The 11944-nt window shown below is 69.0% G+C and carries 14 protein-coding genes and 1 pseudogene; 4 read left to right on the top strand and 11 right to left on the bottom strand.

The annotated features are described in order from the left end of the window. Nucleotides 1-108 (top strand): THUMP-like domain-containing protein (locus ACLQ6X_RS11895; protein WP_411700365.1); only part of this gene is annotated, 108 nt, incomplete at its 5' end. On the opposite strand, the gene ACLQ6X_RS11890 is transcribed toward ACLQ6X_RS11895, so the two are convergent. The 9 genes from ACLQ6X_RS11890 to glmS all read right to left on the bottom strand — a co-directional run bounded on the left by ACLQ6X_RS11890 (nt 105) and on the right by glmS (nt 7219). Continuing rightward, entirely contained in the window at nt 105-554 is a 450-nt protein-coding gene (locus tag ACLQ6X_RS11890; RefSeq protein ID WP_411700362.1) for a DUF4190 domain-containing protein, read from the bottom strand. The genes ACLQ6X_RS11895 and ACLQ6X_RS11890 overlap by 4 nt on opposite strands. 51 nt (nt 555-605) lie before the next feature. Next, nucleotides 606-965, bottom strand: a complete 360-nt coding sequence (locus ACLQ6X_RS11885) for a hypothetical protein (protein ID WP_411700361.1) — start codon at nt 963-965, stop codon at nt 606-608. Nucleotides 966-1027: 62 nt separating this feature from the next. Beyond that, on the bottom strand, nt 1028-2083 hold the full coding sequence (tsaD, locus tag ACLQ6X_RS11880; protein WP_411700360.1) for a tRNA (adenosine(37)-N6)-threonylcarbamoyltransferase complex transferase subunit TsaD: 1056 nt from the start codon (nt 2081-2083) through the stop codon (nt 1028-1030). Then, nucleotides 2080-2571 (bottom strand): ribosomal protein S18-alanine N-acetyltransferase, encoded by a 492-nt coding sequence (rimI, locus tag ACLQ6X_RS11875; protein WP_411700359.1) that lies wholly within the window; start codon nt 2569-2571, stop codon nt 2080-2082. The genes tsaD and rimI overlap by 4 nt, the downstream gene beginning before the upstream one ends. Next, nucleotides 2571-3188 (bottom strand): tRNA (adenosine(37)-N6)-threonylcarbamoyltransferase complex dimerization subunit type 1 TsaB, encoded by a 618-nt coding sequence (tsaB, locus tag ACLQ6X_RS11870; protein WP_411700358.1) that lies wholly within the window; start codon nt 3186-3188, stop codon nt 2571-2573. Before tsaB ends, rimI begins: the two co-directional genes overlap by 1 nt. 223 nt (nt 3189-3411) lie before the next feature. Further along, on the bottom strand, nt 3412-3891 hold the full coding sequence (tsaE, locus tag ACLQ6X_RS11865) for a tRNA (adenosine(37)-N6)-threonylcarbamoyltransferase complex ATPase subunit type 1 TsaE (protein WP_411700357.1): 480 nt from the start codon (nt 3889-3891) through the stop codon (nt 3412-3414). Further along, the gene (alr, locus tag ACLQ6X_RS11860) at nt 3891-4988 is read right to left on the bottom strand and encodes an alanine racemase (protein WP_411700356.1); all 1098 of its coding nucleotides are present in this window, start codon (nt 4986-4988) and stop codon (nt 3891-3893) included. Before alr ends, tsaE begins: the two co-directional genes overlap by 1 nt. Further along, on the bottom strand, nt 4988-5356 hold the full coding sequence (locus ACLQ6X_RS11855; protein ID WP_411700355.1) for a holo-ACP synthase: 369 nt from the start codon (nt 5354-5356) through the stop codon (nt 4988-4990). Before ACLQ6X_RS11855 ends, alr begins: the two co-directional genes overlap by 1 nt. Nucleotides 5357-5368: 12 nt before the next feature. Beyond that, nucleotides 5369-7219 (bottom strand): glutamine--fructose-6-phosphate transaminase (isomerizing), encoded by a 1851-nt coding sequence (gene glmS, locus ACLQ6X_RS11850; protein ID WP_411700354.1) that lies wholly within the window; start codon nt 7217-7219, stop codon nt 5369-5371. 65 nt (nt 7220-7284) lie between these two features. Here glmS and ACLQ6X_RS11845 point away from each other — a divergent pair, with 65 nt between their 5' ends. The 3 genes from ACLQ6X_RS11845 (at nt 7285) to ACLQ6X_RS11835 (ending at nt 9555) form a co-directional block, all read left to right on the top strand. Beyond that, complete coding sequence (locus tag ACLQ6X_RS11845) at nt 7285-8274, top strand: glycosyltransferase family 2 protein (protein ID WP_411700353.1); 990 nt, start codon at nt 7285-7287, stop codon at nt 8272-8274. Between the two features lie 61 nt (nt 8275-8335). After that, a complete protein-coding gene (locus tag ACLQ6X_RS11840) occupies nt 8336-9064 on the top strand; it encodes a glycosyltransferase family 2 protein (protein WP_411700364.1) in 729 nt (242 codons plus the stop codon). Beyond that, nucleotides 9061-9555, top strand: a complete 495-nt coding sequence (locus ACLQ6X_RS11835) for a DUF2304 domain-containing protein (protein WP_411700352.1) — start codon at nt 9061-9063, stop codon at nt 9553-9555. The genes ACLQ6X_RS11840 and ACLQ6X_RS11835 overlap by 4 nt, the downstream gene beginning before the upstream one ends. A 117-nt stretch (nt 9556-9672) precedes the next feature. On the opposite strand, the pseudogene ACLQ6X_RS11830 reads toward ACLQ6X_RS11835, so the two are convergent. Together ACLQ6X_RS11830 and ACLQ6X_RS11825 are read right to left on the bottom strand one after the other, a co-directional pair. Then, nucleotides 9673-10191: pseudogene (locus tag ACLQ6X_RS11830) on the bottom strand (oligosaccharide flippase family protein); the annotation flags it as partial. Nucleotides 10192-10660: 469 nt separating this feature from the next. Then, nucleotides 10661-11932 carry a hypothetical protein gene (locus ACLQ6X_RS11825; RefSeq protein ID WP_411700351.1) on the bottom strand — a complete coding sequence of 424 codons (1272 nt, stop codon included), beginning with the start codon at nt 11930-11932 and terminating at the stop codon, nt 10661-10663. Nucleotides 11933-11944 lie beyond the last annotated feature (12 nt).

The following is an 11944-nucleotide window of genomic DNA, read 5'->3' as shown; positions in this document are numbered from 1 at the left end:
CCGGCGCAGTTCCGCGCCAAGCTGTCGCTCAAGGGAAACAACAAAGCCACCCTCTTCCTCACGCGGGTGGCGGGGAAGCGAGTGGCGCTGTTGGCGCAGCGGGTCTAGCTGTTGTAGTAGCTGCCGCTGCTCGGGTCGGACATGGCGAGGATGATCGCGAAGATGATGAACGCCGACACGACGAGGCCGATCAGGATGCCCACGTAGCCGGTGATGATGCCGGTGAGCCAGAACGGCTTCGCGTAGGGCTGGCGGCGCTGGGCCATGTGACCGGTGATGACCGCGGCGATCGAGATCAGCAGGCCGAAGCCGCCGAACAGGATGCCCACGATTCCGAGCACCATCGAGGTGACCGAGAGTCCGCGCGGGGGGCCGACAACGCCGGGGGTGTACGGGTTCTGCGGTGCACCGGGCGTGTAGGTGGGAGGGGCCGCGGAGTAGGCGGGCGGGGCCGCCGAGTAGGCCGGCGCGGCGGGGCTCGCAGCGGGCGGGTTCGCGGATGCGGGCGGGGCGGGCGGCACCGGGGGCGGTGTCTGGTCGTCTGCATTGGTCATTTGATTGCTCCTCACAGGTGAGGCCCCAGTCTACCCAGAGCCGTATTCGCGTCAGCCCGGGTAGGTGAAGTTGTCGCCGGCGGCGGCGAGGGCGACGAAGACGACGATCCAGACCACGATGACGATGAGGTTGAGCAGGATGCCCACGTAGCCGGTGATGAGGCCGGTGAGCCAGAACCCCTTCGCCTCGGGTTCCTTGCGCTGGCCGAGGTGTCCGAGCACCACGCCGCCGACCGAGAACAGCAGGCCGCCGCCCACGAGTCCGATCAGCAGGCCGAGGATGCCGAGGATCATCGAGATGATCGACAGGTTGGGGGTCGGGGCGGTCGGGCCCTCGATGGGCGGCATCAACTGCGGGCCCGGCTGCACCTGCGGCCGCGGCGCCGGCTCGGGAGCGGTGGGATCGGTCATGGCGCTACTCCTCTACGGGCGGTGGTGCCAGCCATGCTCCCACCGCGGGTTTCGCACGTCAATCAGGCTTGGATGACGGTCGCGGGGAGCGTAGAGTCCGCGCCGAAGTCGAGAGTGGATGGCGCGTGGCCGGCCATTATCAACTGGGCACCGAGGGCCGCGATCATGGCGCCGTTGTCGGTGCACAGCGAGAGCGGCGGGATGCGCAGCTCGATGCCCGCGGCCGCACAGCGTTCGGCGGCGAGTTCGCGCACCCGGGCGTTCGCCACGACGCCGCCGCCGAGCAGCAGCCGGGGGATGCCGTGGTCGACGCACGCGGCGACGGCCTTCGTGAGCAGGATGTCGGCGACGGATTCACGGAAGCTGGCCGCGACATCCGCCATTGGCACCTCGACCCCCGAATCGCGCGTCTGCTCGACCCACCGGGCCACCGCGGTCTTGAGCCCCGAGAAACTGAAGTCGTAGCGGTGCTCGGCCATGTCCTTCTGCTGGCTGAGGCCGCGCGGGAAACGGATGGCCTTCGGGTCGCCGCCGACGGCCACCCGGTCGATTTCGGGTCCGCCGGGGTAGGGCAGGCCGAGCAGCCGGGCGACCTTGTCGAAGGCCTCGCCCGCGGCGTCGTCGATCGTCTCGCCGAGCAGCTCGACGTCGGAGACCAGGTCGCGCACGAGCAGCAGCGAGGTGTGCCCGCCCGAGACGAGCAGGGCGATGGTGGGGAGTTCGATCTCGCTGTCGTCGTCGCGCAGCACGTCGGCGCCGACGTGGCCGACGAGGTGGTTGACCGCGTAGAGCGGCTTGTCGAGCGAAACGGCGAGCGCCTTCGCCGCGCCGACGCCCACCATAAGGGCGCCCGAGAGGCCGGGGCCGCTCGTGACCGCGATCGCGTCGAGCTCGTCGAGGGTCACGCCCGACTCGGCGAGCGCCTGCTTCAGGGCGGGCACGAGGGCCTCGAGGTGGGCGCGCGCCGCGACCTCGGGCACGACGCCGCCGTAGCGGGCGTGCTCGTCCATCGACGACGAGATGACGTTGGCGAGCAGGGTGGTTCCGCGCACGATGCCGATGCCGGTCTCGTCGCAGCTGGTCTCGATGCCGAGCACCAGGGGCTCGTGGCCGCTCACTGTCCCACCGCCGGCCGGGTGACGGGCGAGGGGATCTCGAGGCGCATCACTGCGCCGTCGACGTTGTCCGGCTGGTAGTAGCCCTTGCGCACCGCGATCCTTTCGAAGCCGAGCGAGTCGTAGAGAGACTGGGCGTGGGGGTTGTCCACGCGCACCTCGAGGAAGATCTCGCGCGCACCCCGGTCGCGCGCCTCGGCGATGAGCGCCTGCACCAGGGTGCGGGCGAGTCCGCGGCGCCGGGCGGTCTCGACCACGGCGACCGACTGGATGTCGGCCTGCGTCGCACCGCGCGGGGCCAGCAGGCCGGCGTAGGCGTCGAACCGGTCGGGGGTCGCCGGGTCGAACGCCACGAGATAGTGGGTGTGCTTGTTGCCGAGCTCGGCGAGCATCGACTCGCGCGACCAGGCGTCGGTTGGGAAGACGGCGTGCTCGATGGCCATGATCGCGTCGAGGTCGTCGGGGGTGGCCGAGCGCAGCTGCCAGACCATCAGCTCACCCGCTTCGGGCCGGCGCTCATCGTGACGTCGGGCGAGCGCAGGTAGAGGGCCTCGTCGCCCGCGAACGCGCGCTTGTGCAGGTAGAGGCTCTCGGCGAGAAGGCCGACGGATGCTGCGGAGACGGTGACCGCGTCGAGGCGGGTGTACCCGGCGAACCCCGGCACGACGTCGGCCAGCTCGGCGGGCTTGCACAGCGCCGGACCGTGGGCGCGGATCGGCAGCCCGACCTCGTCGCTGCCCGCGTAGGTGCTCCAGTAGATCTCGCGGCGGCGCGCATCCGTCACGACGAGCGTCGGCTCGATGAGCCCGAAGGCGATCGCGTCGTGGCTGACCACGGGTACGACCGGCTTGCCCGCACCGAAGGCGAAGGCCCGCGCGGCCGCGATGCCGACCCGCAGGCCGGTGAACGGCCCCGGGCCCATGCCGACGGCGACACCTGACAGGGCGGTTACGGCGACGCCCGACTCGTCGAGGCAGTCGCGGATGAACCGGCCGACGACCTCGGCGTGCCCGCGGGTGTCGGGCGACGAGCGTTCGGCGAGCACGCCGGCGTCGCGGTCGACGACGGCGACACTGGTTCCGGCGGAGGTATCGATCGCGAGCAGCACCCCACAAGCCTAGGCGGGGTTGCCGAGGCGCGCCGCCCTCAGCAACGCCGCCCCCAAGACCAGAGGGGCAAACTTTCGACCTTCAGGCCGCCATTGAGGGTCGATTGCTTGCCCCATCGGTCTGCGGCGAGAAGGGCGGGGCAAACTTTCGACCCTCACCCGGGCGTTGAACAGCGGAACGTTGCCCCTCGGCTCGGGGCGGCCGCTGTGACGCGCCGCGTCTCTATGCGCCGAAGCCCTCGAGCCAGCCGAGGTCTGCCCAGCGCGGACCGTGCCCGGTGACCGTGACCGTGCGGGTCTCGACGCCGTCGTCGGTCACCACGCCGCCGACCGGTCGCACGATGTCGAGCTGCAACCACTCGTCGGTGATGCCGTCGAGCAGCCCCTCGCCCCACTCGACCACGACGATCGACGCCGGGAAGTCGATGTCGAGGTCGTCGAGCTCGATCGCGCTCGAGAGCCGGTAGGCGTCGACGTGCACGAGCGGCGCTCCCTCGGGGCGCGGGTGCGTGCGGGCGAGCACGAAGGTGGGGCTCGTCACCGCGCCCCGCACTCCCAGCGCCGCGCCGAGCCCGCGCGTGAGCGTGGTCTTGCCCGCGCCGAGCTCGCCGTTCAGGGTGACGAGGTCGCCGGAGCGCAGTTGCGTTGCGAGCAGGGCACCGAGCGCCGCCATCTCTTCGGGGGTGGTGATGGTGAGCAGCATCAGACGAACCTGCGGGTCACCCGGCCGCCGATGCGGGTGACGATCTCGTAGTTGATGGTCGACGCGGCCGCGGCCCAGTCGTCGGCGCTCGGCACGCCCGTGGCCGGGTCGCCGAAGAGGATGGCGCGGTCGCCCACCCGCACCGGGTGGTCGCCGACGTCGACGACGAACTGGTCCATGGCGACGCGGCCGCTGATGGTGAAGCGTCGTCCGTTGATCGAGACGGGCCCGCTGCCGGAGGCGTGCCTCGGCACCCCGTCGGCGTACCCGATCGGCACGAGGGCGAGCGTCGACTCCCCGGCCGTGACGTAGTCGTGCCCGTAGGAGACGCCGCTGCCCGCCGCGACCCGCTTGGCCGACACGATCTCGGCGCTGAGCTGCATCGCCGGCGTGAGACCGAGGTCGGCGCTCAACGCGTCGTCGAACGGCGAGAGCCCGTAGGCGGCGACCCCTACGCGCACGAGGCCGAATCGCGCGTCGGGCAGGCGCAGGGCTCCGGCGCTCGCGCCGAGGTGCACCACCTCGGGGTCGAGCCCGGCGGCGACCGCCTGCGTGAGCATCGCCGTGAAACGCTGCACCTGCGCGGCATCCGCACTCTCTCCCGCGTTCGCGAGGTGGCTGAAGAAGCCGCGCACCCGGATGCGCCCCGCGGCCTCGTGGCGGGCCGCCGCCGCGAAGAGGGCCGCGCAGTCGGCTTCGCTGGCGCCGTTGCGTCCAAGTCCGGAGTCGACCTTGAGGTGCACGACCGCGGTTCCGGATGACGCGGCGACACGCTCCAATTGCTCGAGGTGGTTGACGCCGATCTCCACCCCGGCGGCGGTCGCGGAGGCGAAGTCGGCGGCGCTGCCGTGCAGCCAGGCGAGCACTGGGGCGTCGATGCCGGCGGCGCGCAGGACGAGGGCCTCGTCGATCTCGACCACGCCGAGAGCCACGGCCCCTCCCTCGAGGGCGGCGCGGGCGCTCTCCACGGCCCCGTGACCGTAGCCGTTGGCCTTGACCACGACCATGACATCGGCTCCGTCGACCGTGCGGCGGATCGTCTCGACGTTGCGGCTGATCGCGCCGAGGTCGATGCGGGCCTCGCGCAGGGCGGCCACTACTCCCCCTCGGCGATCACGTAGGCGACGGCGACTCCGGCGTCGTGACTCATCGACAGGTGCACCGAGGTGACACCGCGGCTGCGCGCGACGGTGGCCGCGGCATCCGAGAGTTCGAACGACGGATTGCCGTGGGAATCGGACACGACGCGCATGTGGTGCCACCTGATGCCGGTCGAGTCGCCGAGGGCCTTGATGAGCGCCTCCTTCGCGGCGAAGCGGCCGGCGAGCGAGCGCAGGGCGAGCACACGTTCGCCGCTCACCAGCTCGACGTCGGCGAAGAGCCGCGCCTTGAGCGCCGGCGTGCGGCTGAGGGCGCGCTCGAACCTGGCGAGGTCGACCACGTCAACGCCGATGCCGACGATCACAGGCGCACCGCGCTACTCGACCGTGACGGACTTCGCGAGGTTGCGCGGCTGGTCGACGTCGAGGCCCTTGGCGGCCGCGAGCTCCATGCCGAAGATGTGCAGCGGAACGACGGCGAGCAGCGGCTCGAACAGCGAACCGGCCAGCGGGATCGGGATGACCTCGTCGGCGAAGGGCAGCACGGCGGCGTCGCCCTTCTCGGCGATCGCGATGACACGGGCCCCGCGGGCGCGGATCTCCTGGATGTTGGAGACGACCTTGGGGTGCAGCGAGTCGGGGTCGCGCGGGCTCGGAACGATCACGAAGACGACCTGGCCGGGCTCGATAAGTGCGATCGGGCCGTGCTTGAGCTCGCCGGCGGCGAAGCCCTCCGCGTGGATGTAGGCGAGCTCCTTGAGCTTGAGGGCGCCCTCGAGGGCGACCGGGAAGCCGACATTGCGGCCCAGGAACAGCACCGACTGGGTGTCGGTCATCCAGTGCGCGAGCTGACCGATCGACTGCGAGGCGATGAGCACCTCTTCGATCTTCTCGGGGATGGCGACCAGCTCGTCGGAGTACTCGGCGATCTGGGCCTCGCTGAGCGTGCCGCGCACCTCGCCGAGGTGCAGGCCGAGCAGGTAGAGGGCCGTGACCTGGGCGACGAACGCCTTGGTCGACGCGACCGCGACCTCGGGTCCGGCGTGCGTGTAGATGACGGCGTGCGACTCGCGCGGGATGGTCGCGCCCTGGGTGTTGCAAATCGAGAGCACGCGGGCGCCAGCTGCGGTGGCGTACTTGACGGCCATCAGGGTGTCCATGGTCTCGCCGCTCTGGCTGATCGAGACGACGAGCGTGCGCTCGGTGAGGATCGGGTCGCGGTAGCGGAACTCGTGCGAGAGTTCGACGTCGACGGGGATGCGCGACCACTTCTCGATCGCGTACTTGCCGAGCATGCCGGCGTAGGCCGCCGTGCCGCAGGCGATGATGACGATGCGGTCGATGTTCGCGAGGACATCGTCGCCGAGCGGCTCGAGCTCGGGCAGGCGCACCCTGTGGTCGACGACGCGGCCGAGCAGCGTCTTCGCGACGGCCTCGGGCTCTTCGCTGATCTCCTTGGCCATGAAGCTCGACCATCCGCCCTTCTCGGCGGCGGCGGCGTCCCAGGCGATCTCGAACTCCTCGGTCTCGACCGGGTTGCCGAAGAAGTCGGTCACCACGACGGAGTCGGTACGGAGTGTAACGATTTGGTCCTGACCGATGGCCACGGCGCGTCGCGTGAACTCGACGAAGGCCGCGACGTCGGATCCGAGGAAGTTCTCGCCGTCGCCGAGTCCGATGACGAGGGGCGAGTTGCGGCGAGCGCCGACGACGACGCCGGGCTGGTCTTCGTGCATCACGAGCAGCGTGAACGCGCCGTGCAGCTTGTCGACGACGACGCGCATGGCCTCGGTAAGGTCGCCGGTCTCCTGGTAGGCGTGGCCGACGAGGATGGCCGCGACCTCGGAGTCGGTGTCGCTCGTGAAGGTCTCACCCTTGGCGAGGAGTTCCTGCTTGAGGTCGTAGAAGTTCTCGATGATTCCGTTGTGGATCAGCGCCAGCTTGCCGTTGTCGCCGAGCTGGGGGTGGGCGTTGCGGTCGGTCGGGCCGCCGTGGGTCGCCCAGCGGGTGTGACCGATTCCGGTCGCGCCATTGCCGATCGGGTTCTGCTCGAGCTCGTCGACGAGCATCTGCAGCTTGCCGCTCTTCTTGCGGGAGTCGATGTGACCGCTGGGGTCGATGATCGCCACTCCGGCGGAGTCGTACCCCCGATATTCGAGTCGCTTCAGCCCGCCCAGGAGCACTTCAAGAGACTTGTTGTCACCGACATAACCCACGATTCCGCACATGAGGCACGATTTTACGGTATCGAGGGCGCCTCGGTTGTCATGGTGTCGTGTCGCCGGGTCGCGGCGTGGCTGCGCCCGAGCTCGCGGCTGGTAAGTTCATGCCGACCGGGAGTGGAGCAACCAGCGTGACGATCGACATCATGATGCCTTTCTATGGGAGCGTCGACCAGTTCAGAGAAGCCGTACTGAGCGTCGTCGGGCAGTCCGATCCCGACTGGCGACTCGTCGTCATAGACGACTGCTATCCCGACCTGAGCGCGGGTGAGTGGCTCGTATCCCTCGGCGACGAGCGCATCGAGTACCGCCGCAACGAGGTCAATCTCGGCATCAACCTCAATTTCCAGGCGTGCATCGACCTCGCCGTCAACGAGTGGGTCACGATCTTCGGCTGTGACGACGTGATGCTTCCCGGCTACGTAGACACCGTCGCCCGCATCACCCGATCCCACCCTCGCGCCACGTTCGTGCAGCCGGGCGTCCGGGTGATCGATGGGGGCGGGAAACCCGTCTCGACCCTCGTCGACTGGACCAAAGACCGGTACCGGCCGAGTATCCGTGGCACTTTCGAACTGAGCGGCGAGCAGCTGGCGGTGAGTCTGACCCGGGGCAACTGGATGTACTTCCCGTCGTTGTGCTGGCGCCGGGAGGCGCTCGTTAGGTTCGGCTTCCGGCCCGACCTCAGCACCGTGCAAGACCTGGCGCTCGCGATCGATCTCGTCTTCGACGGTGCGACATTGGTCGTCGATGACGAACCGGTCTTCCTCTATCGGCGTCATGCGGCCAGCGTCTCGTCGTGGCGCGCGGTCGAGGGCAGCAGGTTCGCCGAGGAGGGCGCGTTCTTCGAGCGCATCGCTCGGGAGTACGGCGCCCGCGGCTGGAAGCACGCCCGTCGGGCGGCGCGCAACCGGTTCTCGTCCCGGCTGAACGCGGCGAGCAGGCTCCCTGCCGCGGCTAAAGCCCGCAATCCCGGAGCCGTCGCGACCCTGCTGCGATACGCTTTTCTTCCGGGCCGCAACCGCGTCTCCTCAGGAGAACAATCCGGAAAGGGCAAGTGACGTGACATCCCGCACTGCCTCCCCCGACCTCGCTACGGCGCTCGAGGCCACCCTCGTTGTAATGCCCGCGTTCAACGAAGAGCAGGCCGTCGGCGCCGTCGTGGCCGAGGTGCTCTCGGCGGTCCCCGGTGTCACGTGCCTCGTCGTCAGCGACGGTTCGACGGATGCGACGGCCGAGCGAGCCCGGCTGGCGGGCGCGACAGTTCTGCAGCTGCCGTTCAATCTCGGCGTCGGCGGCGCGATGCGTGCGGGGTTCCGCTATGCGGTCGAGCACGGATTCACCTACGTCGTGCAGGTGGACGCCGACGGCCAGCACAACCCGCGCGATGTCTCCACCCTCGTTGATGCGCTGTCCGAGGTCGACATCGTGATCGGCGCACGATTCGCCGGAGAGGGCGAATACAAGGCGTCCGGCCCGCGCGCCTGGGCGATGAAGCTGCTCGCCGTCACCATGTCGCGCATTGCCCGCACCCGTCTCACCGACACGACCTCGGGCTTCCGCGGGGCGGGGCCACGCGCGGTGCAACTGTTCGCTTCGCACTACCCCTCGGAATACCTCGGCGACACCGTCGAATCTCTCGTCTTGGCGCTGCGCGCCGGAGCGACGGTGCGGCAGGTTCCGGTGGCGATGCGCGAGCGCGCCGGCGGCGTGCCCTCGCAGAACGCATTCCGGTCGACCATCTACCTCGTTCGCGCACTCGCCGCCCTGATCATCTCGCTCACCGCGCACCCGTATCCGCTGCGCGAGACCGACACCTCCGCGACCGGCCGCACCGGGAGCATCCGATGACCACCACCGCCTACATTTTCGGCATCGTGTCGTCCGGACTCGTCGTCATCGCTGTGTTCGAACTGCTGCGGCGTCGCCAGGTCCGCGAGCGTCACGCCGTCTGGTGGGTGATCGCGTCGCTGTTCGCCCTGCTGGTGAGCATCTTCCCCTCGCTGCTGGATTGGGTCGCGAAAGCGGTCGGAGTCGCGGCGCCGATCAACCTCGGGTTCTTCGTGACCATCGTGATCCTGTTTCTGCTCTCCGTTCAGCACGGCGCCGAATTCACCAACCTCGAAGAGAAGACGAGGGCGCTGGCAGAGCAGTCGGCCTTCCTACGGCAGCGGGTCGAAGCCCTCGAGGGGCGCCTCGACATCACTGCGGCGCAGCCCGAGAACGAGCAGGGCGGCAAGCCCGATGCCGGAGCCGACGCTGAACCCCCAGATGCCGGCGTACATTCCGATGCTCGGCCCGAGCGTCAGAATCACGACGAGCCCCACCACAAAACCCACTGACGAACTGATAGCCACGGCACGCGAGTGACCGTTCGCGAGCAGCAGCGCGCTCGGGATCAGGGCGACGGTGAAGACGAAGACACCGATCAGCATGTATTGCAGCAGCGGTACCGCGTCGGCGAAATCCTGGCCGTAGAGCAGGGGCACTATCCAGGGCGAGACGAGCGCCAGCGCTCCGAAGACGGCGAACGCCAGAGCGCTGAAGCCGAAGAGCAACTTCATTGCCGCCGCGGAGCGCAGGGGTGCGTCGCTTCGGGTTCGATGGGCGAACGCGGGGATGATGACCTGGCTTGCCGCCTGTCCGAGCATCGAGGCCGGGGTCGCGAGCGAGAACGCCGTGGCGAACAGCCCGGCTTCGTGGCCCGGGTTGTAGACCTGCGCCGCGAGCATCATGATCTGCAGCAGTCCGTTGGAGGCCAGGCCGGCGATGACGTTCCAGCCGGCGAAGGCGAGCACGCCGGTCGTGGGGTGCTCGGCGCCCGCGACGCGAGCGCGCGGCCAGAGCGCGATGGTGAAGATGGTGTACCCGACCGCGAGCGGCAGTAGCGCGATCGCCGGGATGCCGGCCACGACGACGCCGACCAGCGCGGCGAGAGTCACGAACGACGTCAGCCCATCCCACAGGGCGACCCGCATTGCTTTGTGTCGGCCGAGCTGGGCGCTGCGCGCGTATGCGTACCCCGCGTACCCGACCACGAGCCAGGCACCGAACAGCGACGGTATGAGCTCCGCGCCGAGCGCGAGCCCGATGGGTACGGCGGCGGCTCCGAGCACCACGCACGACAGCCAGAAGCTGCGGCCGAGCAGGCGCAGCACCGCAGCATCCGAGTCTCCACGGTGCAGCGCGACGGCCAGGAGCCGCGAAACGGTGTTGCCCGCCGGCGTCGGCCAGAACAGCGCGGCGAAAATCGACAGGGAGATGAGAGCACTCGTCTCACCGAGGGTCTCGCTGCCGAACGCGCGGCCGATACCGATCGTAAAGAGCAGCTTGGTGCCGCCCTGCACGGCGATGCCGCCGGTGGAGAAGATGGCCGCGTTGCGCAGCGACCGTGCTTGGCCGCTGCCCGAGTCGACCTTCGGCGCGCTGCCCGTCGTCTCGCTCATCTCAGGAGGTCACTAACGAGGCAACGAGAAGGAGCGCCGCACCGCCGGCGACGACCGGGGAGCTCCATTTTCTCTGGGCGAGAAGCCATCCGCCACACAGGACGAACGCGGCGAGAAGAGATTGTCCATAACGCGGTCGCAACTCGGCGTACTCACCGACGATCAGGTACACGACGACTGCGAGTACGGGGGCCGATGCCATACTCGCGAACAGGGTGGAGCCCGCGATGATCGCCTTCGGAGACCCTGCCTTGGCCGTGAAGATCATCCCGATGACGCCGGCGGTCGTGATGGTCACGAGGATGATGCCCACTACGAGAGGGATGGGAGAGTCCAGGCTCTCGGTAAACCCGAGAGGGGTGAATCGCAAGAAGTTGAATGCCTGAAGCAACAGCTCGGTCTTGGTCAAGGGAACGTCGACGCCCTGCACCGGCGACGGCCCATAGGAGATGGCCGAACGCACGATCATCCACGCCAACTGAGTCACCAGCGAAACGAGCAGGACCACGACAGCCACGCGCACCGGTCGGCTTCGAGCGATGCCGGCGAGGAGCTGACGCCTGTCGTTGCCGGCCTCGGCGTAAGCCTGCTTCACGCCGAACACGACGAGCACGATCGCGACGAGTGCGACCGAAATGATGTTCTGGAATTTCAGCAGCACGACGAGCGCGGCGGCCACGGCGAGCCACGCCGGATGTCTTTTGCGCTGATAGACCAAGACCCCCAGCAGGCTGACCGCCGCGCCGGCCGCGAGCGACGGCGCGTCGGTCGATACGTAGGTGTTCGACCAGTGGGAGGCCGGGGAGATGATGACGATGACGGCGAGCCCCCAAGCCAGCATCCGTGGCACCCAGAGCCGTGTCATCAAGAAGAAGAGCAGCACGGCACCGAGGCCCAGCCAGATACCGCCCGCGAGGCGGCCTGCGTCTACCAGCCCCACCCCCGTCCACACCAGCGGTTGGGCGAATACGCGCGTGATCGCGAAATAGGTCGGGGAGTAGATGTCGGCGCTGGTCAGCCCGTCCTGCGGCGGTACCGTCGTCGCCGGCCCGCAGTTGACGGGGGTCGGGCCGAGGATGATCACGCCCCGGCAGTCGAGCTGATCGCGGGCGTACTCGCCGGTCTCCTCACCCTGGTGCAGTACGAGCTGGTCAGGCACCTTGGCGAGGTAGTCGATGTAGACATACTCGTCGAAAGGCGAAAGCTCGGTCTGTTGCGGCACGGCTACCGCCACGACCGCCAACGAGATCAGGAATAGCGAGAGGGGCGCCACCCAGCGGCGCCA

The organism is Conyzicola sp., assembly GCF_046714715.1.
Lineage (GTDB): Bacteria > Actinomycetota > Actinomycetes > Actinomycetales > Microbacteriaceae > Conyzicola.
Note: the sequence above shows the minus strand (reverse complement) of the source record. Positions and strands in the feature narration are given on the sequence as shown.

Coding starts and splice junctions, on each gene's coding strand:
- tsaE (WP_411700357.1), bottom strand. CDS start 3,891: ATGCTGCTCACCATCACCACCCCCGAAGAGATGGCGGCGCTCGGTGCC.
- glmS (WP_411700354.1), bottom strand. CDS start 7,219: ATGTGCGGAATCGTGGGTTATGTCGGTGACAACAAGTCTCTTGAAGTG.
- rimI (WP_411700359.1), bottom strand. CDS start 2,571: ATGGTCTGGCAGCTGCGCTCGGCCACCCCCGACGACCTCGACGCGATC.
- ACLQ6X_RS11890 (WP_411700362.1), bottom strand. CDS start 554: ATGACCAATGCAGACGACCAGACACCGCCCCCGGTGCCGCCCGCCCCG.
- ACLQ6X_RS11840 (WP_411700364.1), top strand. CDS start 8,336: ATGCCCGCGTTCAACGAAGAGCAGGCCGTCGGCGCCGTCGTGGCCGAG.
- ACLQ6X_RS11835 (WP_411700352.1), top strand. CDS start 9,061: ATGACCACCACCGCCTACATTTTCGGCATCGTGTCGTCCGGACTCGTC.
- ACLQ6X_RS11885 (WP_411700361.1), bottom strand. CDS start 965: ATGACCGATCCCACCGCTCCCGAGCCGGCGCCGCGGCCGCAGGTGCAG.